This window comes from Alteromonas sp. 5NW40-0090 (assembly GCF_057552975.1).
The window spans coordinates 234,466-256,818 of record NZ_BAAJLT010000009.1; the positions used below are offsets into that span (position 1 = coordinate 234,466).

Annotated in this window: 15 protein-coding genes; 4 read left to right on the forward strand and 11 right to left on the reverse strand. The window is 45.1% G+C overall.

What is annotated here, in order from left to right:
• Window positions 1-197: 197 nt before the first annotated feature.
• The 3 genes from AC27KT_RS13190 to AC27KT_RS13200 form a co-directional block, all read right to left on the reverse strand.
• Complete coding sequence (locus AC27KT_RS13190) at window positions 198-1,856, reverse strand: alanine/glycine:cation symporter family protein (protein WP_487130648.1); 1,659 nt, start codon at window positions 1,854-1,856, stop codon at window positions 198-200.
• 108 nt (window positions 1,857-1,964) lie between these two features.
• Window positions 1,965-3,104, reverse strand: coding sequence for a M14 family metallopeptidase (locus AC27KT_RS13195; RefSeq protein WP_487130650.1), 1,140 nt, complete (start codon window positions 3,102-3,104; stop codon window positions 1,965-1,967).
• Between the two features lie 168 nt (window positions 3,105-3,272).
• Window positions 3,273-4,718 carry a glyceraldehyde-3-phosphate dehydrogenase gene (locus AC27KT_RS13200; RefSeq protein ID WP_014979588.1) on the reverse strand — a complete coding sequence of 482 codons (1,446 nt, stop codon included), beginning with the start codon at window positions 4,716-4,718 and terminating at the stop codon, window positions 3,273-3,275.
• Window positions 4,719-4,910: 192 nt separating this feature from the next.
• Between AC27KT_RS13200 and AC27KT_RS13205 the strand changes: the two genes are divergently transcribed.
• Window positions 4,911-5,795, forward strand: a complete 885-nt coding sequence (locus AC27KT_RS13205; RefSeq protein WP_487130652.1) for a DUF2989 domain-containing protein — start codon at window positions 4,911-4,913, stop codon at window positions 5,793-5,795.
• 438 nt (window positions 5,796-6,233) lie between these two features.
• On the opposite strand, the gene msrB is transcribed toward AC27KT_RS13205, so the two are convergent.
• The 5 genes from msrB to malQ form a co-directional block, all read right to left on the reverse strand.
• The gene (gene msrB / locus AC27KT_RS13210; protein ID WP_487130654.1) at window positions 6,234-6,662 is read right to left on the reverse strand and encodes a peptide-methionine (R)-S-oxide reductase MsrB; all 429 of its coding nucleotides are present in this window, start codon (window positions 6,660-6,662) and stop codon (window positions 6,234-6,236) included.
• A gap of 99 nt (window positions 6,663-6,761) precedes the next feature.
• Window positions 6,762-8,315 (reverse strand): NADP-dependent phosphogluconate dehydrogenase, encoded by a 1,554-nt coding sequence (gene gndA / locus AC27KT_RS13215; protein WP_487130656.1) that lies wholly within the window; start codon window positions 8,313-8,315, stop codon window positions 6,762-6,764.
• Window positions 8,316-8,642: 327 nt separating this feature from the next.
• A complete protein-coding gene (glgX, locus tag AC27KT_RS13220) occupies window positions 8,643-10,730 on the reverse strand; it encodes a glycogen debranching protein GlgX (RefSeq protein ID WP_487130658.1) in 2,088 nt (695 codons plus the stop codon).
• A 47-nt stretch (window positions 10,731-10,777) separates the two neighbouring features.
• Window positions 10,778-12,961, reverse strand: a complete 2,184-nt coding sequence (glgB, locus tag AC27KT_RS13225) for a 1,4-alpha-glucan branching protein GlgB (protein ID WP_487130660.1) — start codon at window positions 12,959-12,961, stop codon at window positions 10,778-10,780.
• 158 nt (window positions 12,962-13,119) lie between these two features.
• On the reverse strand, window positions 13,120-15,318 hold the full coding sequence (malQ, locus tag AC27KT_RS13230) for a 4-alpha-glucanotransferase (RefSeq protein ID WP_487130662.1): 2,199 nt from the start codon (window positions 15,316-15,318) through the stop codon (window positions 13,120-13,122).
• 237 nt (window positions 15,319-15,555) lie between these two features.
• Between malQ and gap the strand changes: the two genes are divergently transcribed.
• The 3 genes from gap to AC27KT_RS13245 all read left to right on the forward strand — a co-directional run bounded on the left by gap (window position 15,556) and on the right by AC27KT_RS13245 (window position 18,716).
• Window positions 15,556-16,551: a type I glyceraldehyde-3-phosphate dehydrogenase gene (gene gap / locus AC27KT_RS13235; protein WP_014976817.1), complete on the forward strand. Its 996-nt coding sequence runs from the start codon at window positions 15,556-15,558 to the stop codon at window positions 16,549-16,551.
• A gap of 173 nt (window positions 16,552-16,724) precedes the next feature.
• Window positions 16,725-17,576 (forward strand): D-hexose-6-phosphate mutarotase, encoded by an 852-nt coding sequence (locus AC27KT_RS13240; RefSeq protein ID WP_487130665.1) that lies wholly within the window; start codon window positions 16,725-16,727, stop codon window positions 17,574-17,576.
• Between the two features lie 132 nt (window positions 17,577-17,708).
• The gene (locus AC27KT_RS13245) at window positions 17,709-18,716 is read left to right on the forward strand and encodes a hypothetical protein (protein WP_487130667.1); all 1,008 of its coding nucleotides are present in this window, start codon (window positions 17,709-17,711) and stop codon (window positions 18,714-18,716) included.
• A gap of 205 nt (window positions 18,717-18,921) precedes the next feature.
• On the opposite strand, the gene AC27KT_RS13250 is transcribed toward AC27KT_RS13245, so the two are convergent.
• From AC27KT_RS13250 to edd, 3 genes are read right to left on the reverse strand one after another with little or no spacing between them, the layout of a single operon-like run.
• The gene (locus tag AC27KT_RS13250; protein ID WP_458730976.1) at window positions 18,922-19,566 is read right to left on the reverse strand and encodes a bifunctional 4-hydroxy-2-oxoglutarate aldolase/2-dehydro-3-deoxy-phosphogluconate aldolase; all 645 of its coding nucleotides are present in this window, start codon (window positions 19,564-19,566) and stop codon (window positions 18,922-18,924) included.
• Window positions 19,567-19,569: 3 nt separating this feature from the next.
• On the reverse strand, window positions 19,570-20,523 hold the full coding sequence (locus AC27KT_RS13255) for a glucokinase (RefSeq protein ID WP_487130669.1): 954 nt from the start codon (window positions 20,521-20,523) through the stop codon (window positions 19,570-19,572).
• Window positions 20,523-22,349 carry a phosphogluconate dehydratase gene (gene edd, locus AC27KT_RS13260; protein ID WP_487130671.1) on the reverse strand — a complete coding sequence of 609 codons (1,827 nt, stop codon included), beginning with the start codon at window positions 22,347-22,349 and terminating at the stop codon, window positions 20,523-20,525. The genes AC27KT_RS13255 and edd overlap by 1 nt, the downstream gene beginning before the upstream one ends.
• Window positions 22,350-22,353 lie beyond the last annotated feature (4 nt).

The following is a 22,353-nucleotide window of genomic DNA, read 5'->3' on the forward strand; positions in this document are numbered from 1 at the left end:
TGAGCATTTATACGCGGACGGGTATCATACTTAAGTTCATCACAACAATGAAGTCGATTCTGTGGATTAACCTTATCGCCATAAAACAAAAATGCGCAGGGTGTTAACTTTTGTACAAAGTTCACCGCCACGCATTTTTATCTGGTGACCAACTTGCCTTTTCTCTCAATAAAACTCAAGAAAAGGCAATACACACCTTATTTTTTATGTCGAGACCAGTAGTCGTTAACCGTTTCTTTCATCTCTTTGCAAAGCAACATGATGCCGAATAGGTTTGGCAAAGTCATTACCACGATAGCCACAGCTGAAAGTGCCCAAACCAATGTGGTATCAGAGAATGCAGCCCATACGAAACCCGCTACGTAGATAACGCGATACGGCATTACTGAACGAGGCCCCAACAAATAGGTCATAGCGCGGTCACCATAATATGACCAGGCAATGGCTGTAGAGAAAGCAAACAGCATAAGGCCAATTGACACGATATATTGACCGAAGTCGCCAAAGAAACCGCGAGTAAAGGCAATGGTGGTGAGCGCTGCCGAGTGAACCAGTGACTTACCGCTTACTTCAAGGTTCTCTTTAACCGGCTTTCCGTCGACAATCTTAAGCGTGCCAGTAAACAAGTCTTCACTGCCTACTGCATACTTCACGTCTTCTGCGACAGATCTAGCGTTAAGCAGTGTAAAACCATCGCTTACAGCCGTGCCGTTTACAACGGTAATTGAGCCCGTGAAAGGCTCTACATTGTTACCTTCAATTTCATTCAGGTAACCATATAGTTTGTTTACGTCATCCTGATTCGAGTCGTCGTATTGACCTGCAACAAAGTACATATCTGAACGATCGAAGACGTTTTCATGTTTTTCCTTCCACACGCCCGACGACAGAATAACCAAACCAGTAACGGTACAGATTAGAATAGTGTCGATGAAAGGTTCAAGCAGTGACACCATACCTTCTGACGCAGGCTCTTTCGTTTTTGCTGCTGCGTGAGCGATAGGTGCAGAACCTTGACCCGCTTCGTTTGAAAACAGGCCGCGGTTAACGCCACGGTTAAATGCATAAGCTAATGAAGCCCCCAAGAAACCACCTGCAGCTGCTGAACCAGTAAATGCGTCGCCGATAACGGCAGCAAACGAAGGTCCAATGTTGTCTAAGTTAGCGAAAATAACCGCTAGCGCACCAATAAGGTAGATAACCGCCATAACCGGAACAACACGCGCTGTAAACGCGGCGATGCGTTGGATACCACCAAGAATTACCAAGGCTAGAAGAATACCCAGTACACTACCTACCATCCAAGGCTCAAAGCCAAATGTTGCTTCGATACTTTGCGCTATTCCATTACTTTGAGGAAGATTGCCCGTACCGAATGAACTTACCACCGTAGCAATAGCAAACGCTACAGCAAGCCACTTCATGTTTAGACGGCGGTCCATGTAATACATAGGGCCACCAGCCATGGTGCCGTCTTCTGTCTTAACACGGTATTTATGTGACAGGGTAACCTCTACAAATTTGGTTGTCATACCTAAAAAGGCGGTTACCCACATCCAGAATAGTGCTGCCGGCCCACCAAGGAAAATGGCGAAAGCAACACCGGAGATGTTACCCGTACCTACGGTACCAGACAATGCGGTAGTTAGCGCACGAAAGTGCGTGGTGTCGCCTGGATCGCTTTCTTTATCAAACTTACCGGTAACAACCTGCCAAGCGTGTTTAAAAAAACGAATTTGCGGAAACTTTAGATAAACCGTAAAGAAAAGACCTACGCCTAACAGCACATAAGGAAACCAGAACGCACCTCCTAAGAAACCATCGAGCATAGTCAGAAAACCATATAACCCTTCCAACGTTATTCCCCTTTTTTATTATGTTTACTTGTTGTTTTATTTTGATAATTAAAAGGCCTCTTTTTTTCGAGGCCTTTTTGCGGAAACTTTCGCTTCCTTATTCTTATTTTATTGCTCTGATGCTTTCAGCTTTTTAACAACTGCATTCACACCAATAAGTAAATCTTCACCTAATTGACGGCTACGTTGTACCGACCAACCGTAGATATCGTCTGGTACATCTGCATTGTCTTTAAATGGCATTTCCACCGTATATGCCATACATTTGAATTTCTCGCCCACCGCATTTGACGCTACGGTTAAATTAGCCTTGCCTGGCTCATCTTTATCGTAACCAAATTCATCTTGAAACTCCGGCGTAGCGTTCAACAGCGCATCTTTAAACGTATTTTCAAGCATTTTGATGGTGTCATTGTAGCTAGGGTTACCCTCACTTCCTGCGACAAAGTTGTACGGCAATGCCTCATCACCGTGCAAATCAAGATACATGTCTACACCAATTTCGCTCATTGCATTCAGTACGTAAAGTACTTCTGGGCTTTTTTCTTGCGAAGGCGTTGCCCACTCACGGTTTAGATTGGTTCCTACAGCGTTGGTACGCAGATGACCGCGTGCGCTTCCGTCTGGGTTCATGTTTGGCACAATGTAGAAAACAGCATTATCAAGCAACTGTCGCGCCAAACCATCTTGCTCGTCGAGCAGACGGTAAATAATACCTTCGGCACACCACTCGGCCATGGTTTCGCCAGGGTGTTGACGTGCCGTGATCCAGACTTTTTTCTTTTCTGGTGTTTCTTCACCGATAACCAGCATAGACATATCACGGCCATCCAAAGTAAGGCCTAAAAATCTATGCTCGCACAGTAATGACATTTGCGCGTCGTGTACAAGATCAAGGTGACGTTCATAGCTGTAGGGAATGAAATACGCAAAGTAAACACTTGGCTGTTCTAGCGTTAGTGAGAACGTAAGGTTGTCACCGTCAAATTCGCTAGGAATTCTGAACCAAGTTTGACGGTCGTAAGACGCTAGAACGTTATATCCCTTCCAACCTTCTGGATACGCTGACTTAGCCAGATTACCAATAGTCATTGTGTGAGTTACAAAAGTTTCGCCCACTAAACGAAAATGGAACCACTGAGCAAATTCAGATTGGTTGTCGTTGGGAATGGTTAGACGGATATCGTCTGGTGATTGTGCGCTAACAACTTCAATGTTACCGCTGTCGAATTGACTGGAAATATGCATAGACTGTCGTTTTCCTCATTATTTGAGCGCTAATTTAGCATAGACGTAAACACAAATTCCACGCACACAGCGGGTTTTGTACTATCGAAAGTATACAAAATGTTTACACCATCAAAAAACCGACCACTTAGGTCGGTTTTTTATACAGATAATTAAATTGCGTGTTGCTTAAAGCGGCAACGTAGGGAAACTTAGCCCTGCCATATCACGAACTACGCGCAGTACCTGACAGCTGTAACCAAACTCGTTGTCATACCACACGTATAGTGTCAGGCGGTTATCTGCGGCGATGGTCGCCTGAGAGTCAACCACAGACGCAGCGCGAGAGCCGACTAAGTCTGTTGATACAATCTCTTTACTTGCCGTGTAATCAATTTGGTGTTGAAGCTTTGAGAACAACGCGGTATCGCGCAAGAACTCGTTAACTGCAATACGGTCCACCGGCGTTTTGAGATTTAGGTTCAAAATCGCTAGCGACACATTAGGTGTAGGTACGCGGATAGCATTACCGGTAAGTTTACCTGCCAGTTTCGGGTACGCTTTGGCAACGGCTTTCGCAGCGCCCGTTTCGGTAATAACCATATTAAGTGGCGCACTACGTCCACGACGATCACCTTTGTGGTAGTTATCGATAAGGTTTTGGTCGTTAGTGTAAGAGTGAACGGTTTCAACGTGACCGTTTTCAATGCCATATTCTTCGTCTAGCGCTTTTAGTACCGGCGTTATTGCGTTAGTCGTACAGCTAGCAGCAGATACAATTGTATCTTCTGGTGTGACTTCTTCGTCATTTACACCATGTACGATGTTCTTGATGTCACCTTTACCAGGAGCAGTAAGGATAGCTTTCGCTGCCCCCTTAGCTTTAAGGTGCAGGCCAAGGCCATCGCGGTCACGCCAAATACCCGTGTTGTCTACGATGATAGCGTTATCGATACCATATTGCGTGTAATCCACTTCATCTGGGCTGTTGGCATAAATGACTTGAATGTATGAACCGTTCGCTTTTAGCGCGTTACGCTCGTGGTCAACTGTGATGCTGCCGTTGAACGGACCATGCACTGAATCGCGGCGCAATAAGCTTGCGCGTTTTTCTAGGTCGCCATCGCGCCCGCCACGAACCACAATGGCACGTAAGCGAAGCTTATTGTTTTTACCTTGGCGTTCAATAAGCAAGCGAGCAAGTAAACGACCTATACGGCCAAAACCATATAGTACAACGTCCTGAGGTTTCTGATCGTCCTCTTTATCGGCAACGTCGTTTAGTTTTTCGTTAAGGTAGGCCGTAAGGTCGTTGTTGTCGACCGCAGAACCGTAGTGAAAATCAAAAGCTAATTTACCAATATCAATTTGTGCAGGAGCAAGCTTCATATTGCTCAAGGCTTCTAAGATTGGATAGCTTTCGCGTAGGCGTAGCTTAATACCTTCGTGCAGACGCACTTTACGGTGCGCTTTAATAACATCAATAGCACTGGCGTTCAGTAGCGAGCGTCCATAAACCGAAATTTCAACTGCCTTATTGCGATACAACTTACCAATAAGTGGCAACATCATTTCTGCGTATTCCTGACGCTCTTGCCAGCTGCTTTGTAATTCCTGCTCAAACTGTTGATTCATGCTTCTGCCTTCATCGATATTAATTTAACGGTGTTGTCGTTGTTGTATGCGCGGCCAATTTCTTTGTGGCACAAACACGCACAACTAATCCTAATTACGCGTCAGCTTTTTATTATTTTTAGGGTACACTAGGTGAGTTTTCGCCTGACGGTGACGAGCAGTATCTTAAATAAACAAGCAAGGAAGACCAAATTGTTGATAAGTTTCAAAACCTCTATGAAAACTCGTATAACAGAGAGTTTATTTAGTAAGTTTCCAACAAAAGGTTATGTAACGACGGTGTGGATGGCAGCAGCGACAACACTGACGGGTTGCGGCGATCTTTTTGAACCTACTATCAGTGAAATTTGTGAATCTCACAGCGAGATTTGCTTAGATTTGAGTTTGGATGCCCGATGTCGCGCCGAGCGAGCTGAGATTATTCGCTTACGTTACTATAACCAAGATTCAAAAGACGACGCTTACAAATACCCTCTCCTCCTGAACTTCGAAAAGTATCTAACCTGCGTTGAAGAAGTACAGCATATCGAACACGTCAAACGCAAAGGCAAGGAAGCGACACGGCTAAAAGGCGTTATTACTGCTCAGCGTGAAATCAAACGTCTAAGCCGCGAGACGAAAGACTCCCTTAACCCCTATCTTTCTTACTATCATTGGACACGGTATAACGACAAAGACGCTTTTCATCGCTTTGAGCGCTATGCGGCCAGCAACCGTGTAACTGATCCAAAGCTACTGGTCGAATTGGCCTCTGTTCAGATAAAAACAGATCAGAAGCGCACCATTGAAACCTTGTATCGAGCGCTGAGTTTATATACAGATAGCGACGACATTGATGTCAGTATTTTCTACTCGCTTGCTTCAATGGGAATGGATATGGACAACTATCGTTTTTCTTACGTCTGGTACGGCGTCGCTGAAGCCTTCGATGAAAGACTTGACGACACCCAACGCGTTCAGCTTGGACAGCGGTATGCTCTTCCAGTAGGCATTCTAGATAACATTGTCGATGAAATAGTCAGTAACTTAAATAGCGCGACCTTCAACGCTGATTCATTGAAACTGAATAAGCTCTGATTTTTTGAAACTCAATTACACAATTTCATTGGTAAATAATTAAAAAAACCGCCGTTTATGGGCGGTTTTTTTTGATTGGATCTCTCGACTTTCCACATAAGGTTAAAATTTAATCAGATGTTTACCTTAATCAAGCGCTCATCTAGGGCCTGTTGACCTTTGGTGTACGAATTTTGGTCTAAATGGAAGCCTTTTAATCGCGAAACAGTCCTGCAAGCCTAGCGGGCTAAGTTAAAGGACTGTGACAAAGAGTAAAAGGCTTCCATAACGACCCCTTCGGGCAGCGCCTTTGTGCCATCTATACTGCGTTGAATGTTCTCGATTTAGAACCACTAAACCGTCAAACATTCGCCTTGTCTAGATGGCACACAGACCGCTGAAAAAATGTACAACAAAGGTCAACAGGCCCTAGGTAGAAAGGCTTCGCCCTGCCGCTTTTTAACCTTTAATTTGTGTATCATCTTCGCCTTTAAAGGTCATAGATAGTGAATTTACGCAGTAGCGTTGACCTGTTGGCGCAGGACCATCTGGAAATACATGGCCTAAGTGCGAGCCACACTGCTTACAAAAAATTTCAACCCTACGCATACCGTGACTCAAGTCTTCTCTGTAATCTACATTACCGTCATCAAGCTGCTTATAGAATGAAGGCCATCCGCAACCAGCATCAAATTTAGTATCTGAAGGGAAAAGTGGCGCTTCGCAGCACTTACACACGTACAATCCATCTCGCTGCTCGTCTAGCAATACTCCAGTGAAAGGTCGCTCAGTACCCGCTTCGCGGCATACATAATACTCCTCGTCAGTGAGCTCAGTTTTCCAGTCTTTTCCAGCTATTGATGCGTTTGCTTTTTCATCTGTCGACATAACTTACCTCTTTAAACAAAAAAGGTGTATTTGAAAACAAATACACCTTTTAATAGTTTACGCTCAGTTATGAGCGCGTGTAACACTATTTAGTTCATACTATTTTTTGATAGCCGTTTGCGGACGTGCAGGATCACTCCACTCGATGTGATACTTTTTACCTGCTGGCTTATCTACACGCTGATAAGTATGTGCGCCAAAATAATCGCGTTGGCCTTGCAGCAAATTAGCAGGTAATACGGCTGTGCGGTATGAATCGTAGTAGCTTAGGGCTGACATCATGGCAGGGCAAGGCACGCCCGCCAATGTCGCTTGGGCGATAGACTCGCGCCAATCAGCTTGAAACTGAGTAATTTGCTCTGCAAAGAATGGGTCCATAAGCAAATTGGCTAGGTCTTCGTTATTCTCGTAGGCCTGAGAAATAGACTGAAGAAATACAGCACGAATAATACAGCCTGCACGCCATATTTTAGCTATTTCACCAAACTCTAATGCCCAGCCGTGTTCTTTGCCTGCCATTGCCATTAACTGAAAGCCCTGTGCGTAAGCACAGATTTTAGAGCAATAAAGCGCTTGCTCTAGCTTGTTAATGATCGAGATTTTCTCATCATCGCTGAACGATGGCGCATCAGGGCCTGCAAGGACCTTGCTCGCAGCTACACGCTCGTCTTTCAAACTAGAAATACTGCGCGCGAATACCGCAGAAGTGATGGTCTGTGCCGGACTACCTACTTGTAATGCGCTTACTGCAGTCCAAAGGCCTGTTCCCTTTTGACCCGCTCTGTCCAGGATGACGTCAACCAATGGCTGCTGTGTTTCTGGATCCATTTGTTCAAGAACTTCAGCACTAATTTCCATCAGGTAGCTATTAAGCTTGCCTTCGTTCCAGCGACGAAACACCTCTGCAATTTCAGCTGGCGCCATATGCAGCGCTTCGCGCATGACATGGTACGTTTCACAGATCAGCTGCATATCTGCGTATTCGATGCCATTGTGCACCATTTTTACATAGTGCCCGGCTCCAACTGGACCGATGTAGGTCGCACACGGTTCGCCTTCTAATACTGGTTGACCTGGCGTATGGCTTTCTAATGGTTTACCTGTTTCTGGGTCAACCTTTGCAGCAATAGCTTTAAGAACAGGCTCAATGCGTGTCCATGCATAAGGGTTGCCTGAAGGCATTAGAGATGGCCCGAAACGAGCGCCTACTTCACCACCTGACACGGCGGTAGAGAAGAAGATGAATTTACCTTTGTACTGCTCTTCACGTGCTACAGAGTCTGTCCACAAGCTGTTGCCAGTATCAACCACGATATCGTCAGCGTGAATTCCAGCGTCGATAAGATGGTTGCAAACGTGGTCAACAGGATCGCCAGCAGGCACAGAGATAATGATAAGATGCGGGGCTTTTAACTTGCTTAAAAGCTCGGTGTAAGAACTGCAGCCTTCAACACGAGGCTCAGTATTTTCAGCTCTTTCGCTTGCGTCTTTAGCTAGAATAGACTCAACTTTATTTTGGTCTAAATCGAAACACGCTACACGATAGCCATGGTCCACTAGGTTCATGGTAAGGTTACTACCCATCACCCCTAAACCGATAAAACCAATATCACACGACTTGTCTTCGTGCGAATTACCACCTTTCTTTTGCATAGGAACACCCTCACATTTCAGATGGCTGCGCATGATACCACCTGAAAGAATAAAGAACAGTCTAAGCTAACAATTTAGTGCGCAGTGGTGTAATTGTCACCAGCGGTAAACATTAACGGGTTTTGTAAGCTAGTTTAGCCGAGATTTTGGCACGCATTCAGCACCTGCGTTACGCGCTTTCGCCCATGCTGTATGAAATTCACACAAAGGTAAAGACTCTGTTTCTTATTCAGCTAACGTGCACTGGGTTTAGTGCCGTTTGCGGAACTCTGAAATTCTTTAAGGGCACCCTTAACCAGTTATAAGGTCGTATTGTAATCCATTATTCTATCCAGAGAACTGAGAGAAACTGAACAAGGTTAGCGATTTACTGGCCTGTAAAAACACCTTTTGAATGCAAATTGAAGGCTGTTCTTCAAGCGAGCTGTAGCGCGTATCCAGGTGCATTGTCCACCCTCCCCTAGGTATGACTGAAGGAAGGTGAAACCTCACGTCGCTTTCACTTGCATTAACACACAAGAACCAATGCTCCGGCTTCTGATTGCCCGTTACGCAACCTTTTATTTCCACACCAAACGCTTTGTTATGATGCGCATTCCAATCTTCAGACGCTTTGTCAGAACCATCGGGCTTATACCAATTTATTTCTTTTACATTTCGTGAGAGCGTAAAAGTATCATCGTGCAGCTTTAGTTCGCTTAACAGTGAAGAGGACTGACGCAAACGGATCACATATTGGCAGAAGCTAAGAAAATCTTGCTTGCGCTTGTTTAATTCCCAATTCATCCAGCTAATAGGATTATCCTGACAATAGGCATTATTATTGCCATTTTGGGTGCGGCTTAATTCATCGCCTCCAAGAATATGCGGTGTACCTTGCGAGAAGATCAGAGTTGCAAAGAGATTGCGCTTTTGACGCTCACGCATAGCGAGTATCTTCTCATCATTCGTTTCCCCCTCAACACCATAATTGGCAGACAGGTTATGACCGTGCCCATCTCGGTTTTCTTCTAAATTATCAAGGTTGTGGCGCTCTGCGTAGGTAACCATATCATGCAGCGTGAAACCATCGTGATAAGTCACATTATTAACTGACGTGCTAATATGTCGCCGACCTTTGTGGAAAATATCTCGTGAGCCCATTAAACGGGTAGCAAAGTCCGCGGTAACGCCATCGTCTCCACGCCAGAAGGCACGCACCGTATCGCGGTATTTATCATTCACTTCTAACCACGGAGACGGAAAGTTACCCACTTGATAACCGTTTGGACCAATATCCCAAGGTTCAGCGAGCAGCACCTTGTCTTTTAAAACAGGGTCGCTACTAATGGCTCTTAATAGCCCAGATTTCTTGTTGTATTCTTGTGGCTCTCTTCCCAGGCATACTGCTAAATCGAAACGGAAGCCGTCAATCCCAATTACGGATACCCAGTGACGCATGGCATCTAAAATGAGCCCCATCATGAATGGTTGCGCGGTATTTACGGTGTTACCGCAGCCAGAATGGTTTGAATAAACCAATTCTCCGTTTTTTGTTTGTTCAAATAAGTACGCCTGGTAAGGGCAAAAACCTTTATAAGAAAGAATAGGGCCGCCATTGCCTGCCTCTGCTGTATGGTTAAACACCACATCAACAATGACCTCAAGTCCGGCAGTATGATAAGCATCTACCATAGATTTAAGTTCAGCAAGTGCGTCTGACACTCCGTAGCGTGGTTCAGGCGCAAAGAAGTTAACCGGGTTATATCCCCAATAATTGGTTAAGCCCTTCTCTGTAATAAATGGTTCAGGCATGAAGGAACACAACGGCATAAATTGCACCGTGGTTATGCCTAATGCTTTGAGATGCTTGATGACACTCGGATGGGCAGCACCGATAAATTTGCCACGTTGTTCTTTAGGTACATCGGGATGGCGTTTTGTGAGCCCTTTAATATGTGCTTCGTAAACTACTCGCTTGTGTTTCGGGATAACAGGCGCGCTAACATGACTGGGCGCATAGTCATTTTGATCAATTACTATGCATTTGGGGATCATAAACTGAGAGTCGTGTTTGTATTGCCTAGCGTCCCATTTTATTGCGCGACTAATTTTCTTGGCGTAAGGATCGATTAGCAGTTTTTCGGTGGGTATCGCATGTAACCCACCCTCACCGCGTTCTACGCGATAACCATAGTATTGTCCTGCGCTAACGCCGCTATAATGACCGTGCCAAACATCACCAGTTTTCTCAGGCAAATAATGCTCACTCACTGCCTCTTCTGTGTCACTATTGAAAAAGCACAACACGACCGCCTTCGCATCGGGCGCGTATACGGCAAAATTACAACCATCATGTGTAACTGTGGCGCCAAGTGGATATGCCTTCCCCAATCCACTTTCAACAATTAGTGCGGTGTCTCGAATTTCGTTCACTTCGTTCTCAATTTATCTCTTGACTAGGGCGTGCCGCCCTAGTCGGATTAATCCACATGGGCAACATAAAATACCGTGGCTAGGGGCGGTAACGTGATTTCTGCAGAGTGAGTACGCTCATTCCAAGGTATGGTTTGCGTATTTACAGTAGAAGCAACGTCGTAATCGCTACCCCAATATGCACCATCATCAGTGTTTAGTGCTAGCGTCAGCGTGCATGCATCATCTACGCCTATTCTGAAGTTCTTACGTGGCACGGGCGTAAAATTAGATACCACATATACTTTTTGCTTCGCATCTTTTGACATACGAACAAATGAAATTACGCTTTGGTCTGCATTATTGTGGTCCAGCCAAGCAAAGCCCCCTTGTTCGTGGTCTTGCTCGTAAAGCGCTGGCGTAGACGTATAGAGGTTGTTGAGCGCCTTATAAAGCGCTTGAATACCTTTGTGCTTTTCGTAATCGAGTAAGTGCCAGTCTAAACTACAGTCATGGTTCCATTCACGTGCCTGCGCAAGCTCGTTCCCCATAAAGTTAAGTTTCTTGCCAGGGTGACCATACATAAAGCCTGCGTAACAACGCAGGTTAGCGGCTTGCTGCCATTCATCGCCAGGCATTTTGTGCAGCATACTGCCTTTGCCGTGTACCACTTCATCGTGCGAGATAGGCAGCACAAAGTTTTCGTCAAACGCGTAAACCATGCTAAAGGTAATATCGCCATGGTGATAGTTGCGATAGGCGGGGTCTTTAGCGATGTAGTGCAATGAGTCGTGCATCCACCCCATGTTCCACTTAAAGCCAAAGCCCAAACCACCATCAAATACTGGACGAGAAACCTTGGGAAACGACGTTGATTCTTCGGCAATTGTCATGGCGTCAGGGAAGTGCTTGTACACTTCTTCATTCATCCATTTCAGTAAGCTGATGGCTTCGTAGTTTTCGTTGCCACCATCTATATTCGGGATCCACTCTCCGTCATTGCGTGAATAGTCGAGATAAAGCATAGATGCCACTGCATCTACTCTGAGTCCGTCAACGTGAAATTTGTCTAGCCAAAACAATGCGTTTGAAACTAAAAATTGACGAACTGTATCTTTGCCGAAATCGTAAATGCAAGAATTCCAATCCGGATGCCAGCCTTTTCTCGGATCTTCATATTCATAAACACAAGAACCATCAAATCGCGCCAAGCCGTGGCCGTCTTCAGGAAAGTGCGCTGGTACCCAGTCGATAATTACGCCAATACCTGCTTGGTGAGCCTTATCAACAAAGTATTTAAATTCATCTGGGTTTCCAAATCTGCTGGTTGGTGCGAACATTCCCACGGGCTGATAGCCCCATGAGCCGTCGAAAGGAAACTCGGAAATAGGCAACAATTCAACGTGAGTGTAACCCATATCACTGACGTAGCTTATTAAGTCATCGGCCAACGTTTTATAAGTAAGATAGCGCGCATCAGTTTCGATACCCGGGCGCTTCCAAGAGCCAAGGTGCACTTCATAAATGCTCATTGGGCTGTTGTATTTGTTCCCCTTTCGCTTTTCCATCCATGCGCTATCATTCCACTCATAGTTATTGTGGTTGTAAATTTTCGAAGCATGAGAAGGATACTGCTCTGCACTGAAGCCAAGTGGGTCAGCCTTGTGCGGTAGGTCGTGGCCGTTTGCATCTTTAATGTGATACTTGTAGCGCTCTCCCTCTGCGAGTTCTGGCAAAAACAGTACCCAGTATCCCATAGAGGTCTTTTCCATAGGATGCGTGCGCCCATCCCACTGATTGAAATCGCCAATGAGCGACACCGTACTCGCATTGGGCGCGAAAACGCAGAACCTGACACCTTTTATCGTATCGCCTTGTGATGAAGAGAATGTTATAAGTTGCGCGCCCGCTTGCTCGTACAAGTTTGAAGGCTTGCTATCGATGTAATGTACCGCATGATACGCCTGCTCGGAGAATTGATAAGGATCGATATAGCCCTTATCGTCATTCAAGCCTTCTGCGATAACACGATAAACTTCACCCTGATATTCTTCAGGTAGAGGTGTTTCAAAAAGACCATTGTTGGAGGTGACGGTTAGATTTGCTAGCGCTGTATTCTCCCATTTAATCATTATTTCACTGGCATTGGGGTGCCAAACGCGAAGTATCGACCCTTGTTTATTGGTAATTACACCTAAATGGGAAAACGGCTGTGAACATAATACCTGTTCAAACTGCTGCGCTAATTGCATTCGCTACTCCTAGTAAAAACCCGCATGGCAGCGGGTTGAATTGTGAGCTTAAATGCGTTGACCACATTTAAGCTCTGTCTAGTACCGTACTGATACTCTATCTTACTCGTTTAAGTTACCTAGGCAACATACTATTACTCTTTATTTGATAATAGTAATTAACCTTGACTTGCTTGCTTTCTGGCGTGAGTAAGTTTAGACGCTAACTCATTTATATCATGTCTATCGAACATCGACTCGATATTCTCGGTTAGCTTTCTTCGCCAGTTCGGGTACTCGTCAAATGTGCCCGGAATATTGACCGGCTTATCCATTTCTAACCAGTCTTCCAATTGCAGGCTTAACAGAGCACTTGAACCACCTGCCATATGCACCTGCATTCCGTTATTCAATTCGCGATTCATCCCTGTATAGTTAACATCGTGGCCTACGTGCTCGCCAATAGAACCATGCCCGTGCAGCGTATCAAGAATTGCCTGTTTGTTTTCATGACGATCCGAATACAGCGTTTGAAGGATTTCTTCTGTTGGGTAAAGCCCTATTTCTTTGCCTAGCTCTAAATCCAGACAGTGCCAGTAACCAATTAGCGTTGGCATATCGTGGGTGGTCAAGGTTGACATAGACTGAACAGGATAATGGCTAGGTGAGAAGAAGCCGCCGTCTTCGGCTTGTTCGAAGAAAAATACGCGGTATGAGTACACGCCGTTATCAGCAAGCTTGCTGCGAATTTCTTCCGGCACGGTTCCTAGGTCTTCACCGATAACCAGGCTCTGATTGCGGTGACTTTCTAACGCTAAAATACCGAGCAGGTCGTCAACTGGATAATAAACATAACCACCATCTTTAGCGTTATCGCCTTTCACAACCCACCACAAACGCAGCAACGCCATAACGTGGTCGATACGCAGTGAACCTGACGACGCCATATTAGACGCAAACAGGTCTATAATAGGTTGATAGGCCTGTTCGTAAAGCTTGCGAGGGTCCATAGGCGGTAGGCCCCAGTTTTGGCCAAGTGGGCCCAAAATATCTGGTGGAGCACCTACACTTGCGCCTGTGCAGTATAGATCTTTATTACCCCAAATTTCCGCACTGCCTTCGCTCACGCCTACCGCTAGGTCGCGATAAAGACCAATGGTCATGCCTGCATCAGTAGCTTTGTTGCTTGCAAGCTCAAGCTGTTGGGCGGCAATCCACTGTAGGAACAAGTAGAATTTAACGTCTTGTTCGTTTGCACTCTTAAACTTAGCCACGGATGGGTTGTAATAGTCTTTGTATTCTTGTGGGAATACCGGCCATCCCCAGCTGTCTTTACCTTCAGCTTTTAGGTGTGATTGCAAGGCGTCGTACACCGCTAACATATCTAAGCTTTCACCACCCGCTTCTACAAACGCTTTAAACGCTTTATTTTGTTTGGTGTTTTTACGAAGGTATCGAGCATCATAGACATCAAATACCGCTTTAAGCGCGGCCAATTTCACATGAGCTACTGCTTCGTAGTCTACATGTTCTACATTACGTGCATGTTCCAAGGTAGCCTTAAACTCATCACTGTTAACTACCGCTTGCACTGATGCATCATCAAAGCCATCAATAGCAGTTACATCAATATATAAATAGTTTAACCAGCGACGTGAGCTTGGCCCATAAGGCGAGCACGCATTAGGGTTTGCAGGGTAAAGCGCATGAATAGGATTAAGTCCGATAAAGTCAGCACCAACGCCGGCGGCTTTTTCAATAAGCAGTGCTAAATCAGAAAAATCACCGATACCCCAGTTCTTTTCACTGCGAACGCAGTAAAGCTGAACGCTTAAGCCCCATATTTTTTTGCCTTCTTTGATCTCCTTCGGTGTATAGCACGCTTCTGGTGCCACAATTAAGCGAGAGCGCGCAAACTCATCGTCGTCAGCGCTTAAGGCTACATCGTGATACCCAAGAGGTAAATCCAAAGGTAGGGTTAACACGTACTCATGAAATTCGACATCGTCGATATGCGCCATTGTCGTCATTTCTTGGTCGACTGGTGTAAATTGGTGAGTGAGCACGTCACCATTTTCACATGTTAAGGTAAGCGTATGGTCATCGTTTACTAACTCGATAGGCAAACGAACTGCTAGGTTAATTTCTTGGGTATTGCGAACTACTTGAACAGGATTTAACGGCGACAACCATACCGCCTTAATATCTTGTGTAATTTGCGACTGAATTTTTTCGTCACTACTGGTGTCATAGCCAAGTGTGTTGAGCAGTTTTGCTTTACTTGATTCTGCGATGGTTGCTGGTTTTCCCCATGCGTCGACGTATTGGGTTTCAATTCCCCGCATTTCAACCAGTTGTTGCAGAAGTTGTTGTGTCATGGTGTGTCATTCCTGTTATTCGGTGAAAAACGCACTCGCCAGAGGTTTAAAGGTGCGTCTGCAAACAAATTTTTAACATTATTCTAGAAACAAGGGCTTCGCGATATGTGAATACGATTGCAATAGCACTGATTCGTAATTTTGCAACACTTTTGCTTTTTATTTTGCTAATTATGGCATTTTGATCCATACTTTACGTAATTTATTTTCATTTTATTTAAATAATCGGGGTACGTTATGACAATTCGCATCGGTATCAATGGTTTTGGCCGTATTGGACGCCTAGTAATGCGCGCAGCAGCAGAGCGCAACGACATCGAAGTTGTTGCAATAAACGACTTACTAGACACGGACTACATTGCTTATCTTTTGAAATACGACTCTACACACGGTCTATTCGACGGTGAAGTTACAGTAGATAACAATAGTCTAGTTGTAAATGGCAAAACTATCCGCATTACTTCTGAAAGAGATCCTGCAGCGCTTAAGTGGGACGAAGTAGATGTTGACGTAGTTGTTGAGTCGACAGGTTTATTCCTAACTAAAGAAACTGCGGCGAAGCATATTGAAGCTGGTGCGAAGAAAGTTGTAATGTCTGCACCGTCTAAAGACGACACGCCAATGTTTGTAATGGGTGTTAACCAAGAAAGCTACGCTGGCGAAACTATCGTTTCAAACGCGTCTTGTACTACTAACTGTCTTGCTCCACTTGCCAAAGTGCTTAACGATAAATTTGGTATTGTAGACGGCCTAATGACGACCGTTCACGCAACGACCGCGACACAAAAAACGGTAGATGGCCCTTCAATGAAAGATTGGCGTGGCGGCCGTGGTGCTGGTCAGAACATCATTCCATCATCAACAGGTGCTGCAAAAGCAGTAGGTAAAGTTATCCCTGAGCTTAACGGCAAGTTAACTGGTATGGCTTTCCGTGTACCTACCCCAAATGTTTCAGTAGTAGACCTTACTGTAAACCTTGCAAAGCCGGCTAGCTACGATGAAATTTGCGCAGCAATGAAAGAAGCTTCGGAAGGCGAGCTTAAAGGTATCATGGGTTACACTGAAGATGCGGTTGTGTCTAACGATTTCCTTGGCGATGCACGCACATCGGTATTTGACGCCACAGCAGGTATCGCGCTTACTGACACATTCGTTAAGCTAGTATCTTGGTACGACAACGAATGGGGCTACTCAAACAAGGTTCTAGACCTTGTGGCTCACATTTCTAAGTAATAAACAAAATATAGAACAAATAGTTAAACTATTTGTTTCAAAGTTGAGTTAATCTAAAGGTGCAAACATTATGTTTGCACCTTTTTTTGTTGTCTCATATAAAGATGGTTTCTAGCAATGCCTATTTTCCCGTCATCCATTAGTAAGTTTAGTATTCAGTCCAAGGAGGACTTATGTCACCTGTGAATTCAGTTACCGTTAGCGAGTCTAATGGCCTCACCTTTTTAGATGTGGATAACGCTTTCGCCACAGCGCGTATAAGTTTATTTGGCGGCCATATTTTGTCTTTTGCTCCTAAAAGCGATAACAAAGAGCGGCTATGGGTAAGCCCACATGCTTATCTAAATGGAGAGCGTCCAATTCGCGGTGGAATACCTGTTTGTTGGCCATGGTTTAGTGACGACCACGGAAGGGAAAAAGGTTCCCTGCCCTCTCACGGCTTTTTAAGAACCCAAGTGTGGAAACTGGTTAGTTCAGAAGATACCAACAGCGGAACAACCATTACGCTGTCACCCAGCTTTACTCGCGCTGAAGGGTTTGAAAATGATTGCTCTGTTACTATGGTTATTGCCGTTGGTAAAACGATGGACGTGTCTTTGATAACTGAAAACACTGGCGTCGCTTCATTTAATTTCAACTGTGCGCTGCACACGTATTTTCATGTCGATCACATTCAACATACTCAGATAATTGGGATTGAAGGCCAATATAAAGACAAACTTGACGCTTGGGCATTGAAAGAAACGCCCTCGCCCTACACCATTACTGGTGAAACAGACCGCATCCACCTTGCGCCAATTGAAACGGCCAAAATTGAAGTGGACGGCAGTGTATATACTCAGGTTGTATCACAAGGCAACGACTCACTGGTTGTTTGGAACCCTTGGCAAGGTGCAGCGTCTATTTCAGACATGGATCCGTTTGGTTACAAACACATGTTATGCGTAGAAACATCGTTAACGCAAGGCAAAACGTTAGCACCTGGTGAGCAACATATGCTTAAGCAAACGATTGTTCCAACTTAGTATAATTGCGTGAGCTTCATGAGCTAGGGCGTTTAGAAAACGTGAAGAAAAAGGGGCCAGCAACGGCCCCTTAAATCACTAACCAGCCAAATAAAGCGGATAAGACGAATTACAGCGGATGTTATCTAAAGAATGCCTAAAATATTAATTTTCACAATTCTATTGATACTGCCCATCTTTAGCCTAACTGGCTGCGCGCATTTCATAGCCTCTCAAATTGCTAAGCAACATCAGCCGGACGTCGATGGAAACGCATCTGATATTTTCAAAGTTTCTCGATTGTGTTCGTTTAATAGTAACTGCGTTAACGCCCAGCGAACGCCCAGCATTGAAATAAGCAACCTTAAATTCACGCTTGCAGTTAATGACAAACCAAAGACGTGGTACTTTGCAGCAAGTCAACCTCCGATAGTAAAAAACAAACGACACTTAATATATGTTTTCCCAGGGTTCGGGACACCCAAAGCGCTAGTGGCCATGCACCAACAATGGCTGCATCTAGTAACAGGGGCTACGGTCACGGTAATTGAAAGCGCAGACAGTGCTGAAAAGTTTTCCTTTGGTCTGAACGCTATAGACCCAGTTTTACATGAAATTGGAAAACTTGAGCCACTTAGTGTTGATATTGTAGGCGTTTCGATGGGTAGCATTGCCGCACAGTACGTTGCCTCACAAATCGAATCTGCAAAACTACACTTAATCGCACCAATGACTGATTTTAATCATTCAACATTAACACTATGGGATACTTTGTATAAAGACAGGTTTTACTCAACGTTTATATCTACCAAACATGTTGAGGAAGCAGTAAATATTGTATACAAAAATGCTGGCATCGCGTCCGATGATATAGACGTTATACAAAGAGTAAAAGAAAGTGTAGTAACCACTTTTATTTACTCTTCTATTGACGACAAAATCGCACTAAGTACTGGTTGGGAAAGCCTTAGCAACAATAATGTTTTACACCACAAGTTTGACAGCCTATCACACTTAGAAATGACAGCTTTAATGGATGAAGACTTGCTAGCAATGTTTCTGTCTAACTTAACTGGTAGCCACGTGTTCAAAAACGCATCGACCACAGGGCGCGTATGTAACATCGGTGAAAAAAGCTGTCTAGACATACCCAAAAACTAAACCATCTTTCACTTGCCACAGTGCACTCAAGTCGCGCTTATTATCTCTAATATCAATAAAAAAATGGAGACCCTTTCGGTATCTCCATTTTTGATGGCGCTTGTTTTTATTGTGAACTCAGCTTACGTATACACTTTAATGGGCTTACGTTCCTACACTGAGTTTACATATTCACAAACCTAACAGATATAACGCTTTGGTCGGCTTACTGCTTGGCGCCTGCAACGGCTTCTTTAGCCAATTGGGTAATGCGAGCCCAGTCGCCCGACTCAATTGCATCATCCGGTGCTAACCATGAACCGCCAACGCACTTCACGTTTTTAAGCGCTAAGTAATCGTTGTAGTTATTTGGGCCAATACCACCGGTTGGGCAGAAGGTCACATCAGGGAATGGACCGCTGATAGATTTGATAGCTTTGACGCCACCCGAAGCTTCCGCTGGGAAGAATTTCATGTGGGTGTAACCCGCGTCTTTACCCTTCATAAGATCTGACGTTGAAGAAATACCAGGAATTAATGGAATTTCTGCATCCATACCCGCTTTTAGTAAGTCTGCCGTCATGCCTGGGCTGATAGCAAACTTAGCGCCTGCTTCAACAACGGCTTTTAGCTGTTGAGCGTTGGTTACTGTACCCGCACCAATTAGAGAATCAGGTACTTCGTCGGCAATGCGCTTAATAACGTCGATTGCTGCAGGTGTACGCAGCGTCACTTCTAGTACCTTGATACCCCCTTCCATTAGCGCTTTTGCTAGAGGAACGGCTTTTTCTACATCATTGATAACCAACACAGGTACAACTGGACCGGCCGCAAAAATTTCCTCTGGAGAGGTTTTCCATTTCGATGTCATAATTTAGCTCGCTGTATTTTGATTCAGATATGCAGCCGCACCTAACAAACCATGATCAGGCTCTGCAATTAGATAGGTGGGAATGTCTTTTACGTAATGCTTCATTTGCCCCTTCGCCTCAAAACGCGCTCTAAAATCACTGTTTTGAATAAACTCAGGGAAACGGTTTGCAATACCGCCACCAATAAAGATGCCACCAGTCGTTGCCATGTTGAGCGCAAGATTACCTGCAAAGCTACCCATAATTCGGCAGAACTGAGTCAGTGTTGCTTCGGCTAATTCACAGGTCCCGTTTAGCGCTGCTTCTGTAATTTGTGCAGGCTCGGTAAATACAACTGGTGAAGATGCGTGATTGGCTAGCGCGGTGTAAATGTTGTGCAGACCACGACCAGACATCACTTCTTCAGCAGAAGCACGACCTAAGGTAGATTGAAGGTGGCGCCAAACCACAACATCAGTTTCATCAACAGGAGCAAAGTCTACATGACCACCCTCACCGTCTAATGTTTGCCAACCAGTTGAGGTCATCGTGATGTGCTCAACGCCTAGGCCTGTACCTGGGCCAAACACCGCAATATTGCCGTTTTCTTTTGCTGTGCCTTCACCAATTTGAACCACTTGGTCTTTACCTAACACAGGCAATGAATGGGCAACTGCAGTGAAGTCGTTAATTACGAACAATGCGTCTAGCTTAAGCTGAGAACGCAAAGCGTTTTGAGAAAATGCCCAGCTGTGATTGGTCATTACGACCTGGTCGCCAAGCACTGGGCAGGCAATTGCAATACAACCTTGGGTAAAGCTGTGCTCTGGCATATCTGAAAAATACTGAGTAATCGCTAGGTCAATGCTAGCAAAGTCATTACACATGTATTTTTTGATATCAGTGACGCCAGACTCGGTTACTCTTGCAACACGAATATTGGTACCGCCAACATCAGCCACAAACTTTTGGCTCATTATGCTTGCTCCTGCGTGTAAAACAGTGAACACGCTCCTTCTTCTGCACCAGTAAGGATGGCACGCATACCCGCGAACATTTCACGTCCCATACCCACATGATGCTTTGCCAAGTTGGCAGGAGCAGCTTCACGTGCAGCCAATGTTTCCTCATCAACATGCAGAGTAAGCGCACCGGTTTCGGTATTAAGTTCAATGATGTCACCTTCTTGCACTTTTGCAAGTAGTCCACCCTTATACGCTTCTGGAGTCACGTGGATAGCAGCAGGCACCTTACCCGATGCACCAGACATACGACCGTCAGTAACAAGGGCTACTTTAAATCCACGGTCTTGCAGTACACCTAGCGGCGGGGTTAAGCGGTGAAGCTCTGGCATACCAATGGCAGATGGACCTTGGAAGCGAACAACAACAATACAGTCTTTATCTAGCTTGCCAGACTTAAACGCGTCATCCAGTTCAAACTGATCTTCAAACACAACCGCTGGCGCTTTAATAGTGCAATGCGGCGTGCGAAGCGCAGACGTTTTGATTACGCCGCGGCCTAAATTACCATCAAGCACACTCAAACCACCATCTGGCTTAAATGGAGCATCAACAGTAGCAAGTACCTCTTTATCCAAAGACTCAGTTGGGCCGTCGCGCCACTCTAGCTCGCCGTCTTTTAGCACTGGCTCTTTGGTGTATAGCTCTAAGCCATCGCCAACGATTGTTTTCACATCGTTGTGAAGCAGGCCAGCGTCAAGCAGTTGCTTGATAAGCAGCGACATACCGCCAGCGGCAACAAAGTGGTTTATATCTGCTGAACCGTTAGGATAAATACGGGTAAGTAGCGGAACCGCATTTGAAATATCTGAGAAATCGTCCCAGTTAACAATGTAACCAGCAGCGCGCGCAACAGCGATAAGGTGCATGGTATGGTTAGTCGAACCACCCGTAGCCAGAAGACCTACAAGGCCGTTCACAATGGCTTTAGCATCTACAATGTGACCAATTGGCGTGTAGTTGTCGCCAAGGTCAGTTAGACGAGTTGCTTGAACCGCGGCGGCTTTTGTTAGCGCGTCACGCAGTGGCGTACCCGGGTTAACAAACGAAGAACCCGGTAAATGCAGGCCCATCATCTCAACCACAAGTTGGTTTGAGTTTGCTGTACCGTAGAAAGTACAAGTACCAGCAGAATGATAAGACTGAGACTCAGCTTCAAGCAGTGCGTCGCGACCAACCTTACCTTCAGCGAATTCCTGACGAACGCGGGCTTTTTCTTTATTTGGCAAGCCTGATGGCATAGGACCGGCAGGAACAAAAACAGTTGGCAGGTGGCCAAATGTAAGTGCGCCCATCAGAAGTCCAGGTACGATTTTATCGCAAATACCCAGCATCAAAGTGCTATCAAACATATTATGCGAAAGCGCAATAGCTGCACCCTGAGCGATATTATCACGACTCATAAGGCTTAAGTCCATGCCAGACTGGCCTTGCGTAACGCCATCACACATTGCAGGAACACCACCAGCAAACTGTGCAACACTGCCAACTTCTTTCACTGCTTCTTTAATAAGCGCAGGATAGGTTTCATAAGGCTGGTGAGCTGAAAGCATATCGTTATAAGCAGATACTATAGCGACATTAGCCTTGGTCATCGAGCGAAGGTCGGCTTTTTCACTCGTTCCACAGGCCGCAAAACCATGCGCTAAGTTGCCGCATGACAAGACGCCACGATGTGGGCCTTGACGACGTGCGTCTTCAATCTTTTCTAAATACGCTTTACGCGTTTCTTTGCTACGCTCGATAATACGTTGCGTAACTTCAGCAATTTTTGGATTCATTTTT

Coding starts and splice junctions, on each gene's coding strand:
- gndA (WP_487130656.1), bottom strand. CDS start 8,315: ATGCAAAAGAAAGGTGGTAATTCGCACGAAGACAAGTCGTGTGATATT.
- edd (WP_487130671.1), bottom strand. CDS start 22,349: ATGAATCCAAAAATTGCTGAAGTTACGCAACGTATTATCGAGCGTAGC.
- AC27KT_RS13250 (WP_458730976.1), bottom strand. CDS start 19,566: ATGACATCGAAATGGAAAACCTCTCCAGAGGAAATTTTTGCGGCCGGT.
- AC27KT_RS13240 (WP_487130665.1), top strand. CDS start 16,725: ATGTCACCTGTGAATTCAGTTACCGTTAGCGAGTCTAATGGCCTCACC.
- AC27KT_RS13195 (WP_487130650.1), bottom strand. CDS start 3,104: ATGCATATTTCCAGTCAATTCGACAGCGGTAACATTGAAGTTGTTAGC.
- malQ (WP_487130662.1), bottom strand. CDS start 15,318: ATGACACAACAACTTCTGCAACAACTGGTTGAAATGCGGGGAATTGAA.
- AC27KT_RS13245 (WP_487130667.1), top strand. CDS start 17,709: ATGCCTAAAATATTAATTTTCACAATTCTATTGATACTGCCCATCTTT.
- msrB (WP_487130654.1), bottom strand. CDS start 6,662: ATGTCGACAGATGAAAAAGCAAACGCATCAATAGCTGGAAAAGACTGG.
- AC27KT_RS13255 (WP_487130669.1), bottom strand. CDS start 20,523: ATGAGCCAAAAGTTTGTGGCTGATGTTGGCGGTACCAATATTCGTGTT.
- glgB (WP_487130660.1), bottom strand. CDS start 12,961: ATGCAATTAGCGCAGCAGTTTGAACAGGTATTATGTTCACAGCCGTTT.
- AC27KT_RS13200 (WP_014979588.1), bottom strand. CDS start 4,718: ATGAATCAACAGTTTGAGCAGGAATTACAAAGCAGCTGGCAAGAGCGT.
- gap (WP_014976817.1), top strand. CDS start 15,556: ATGACAATTCGCATCGGTATCAATGGTTTTGGCCGTATTGGACGCCTA.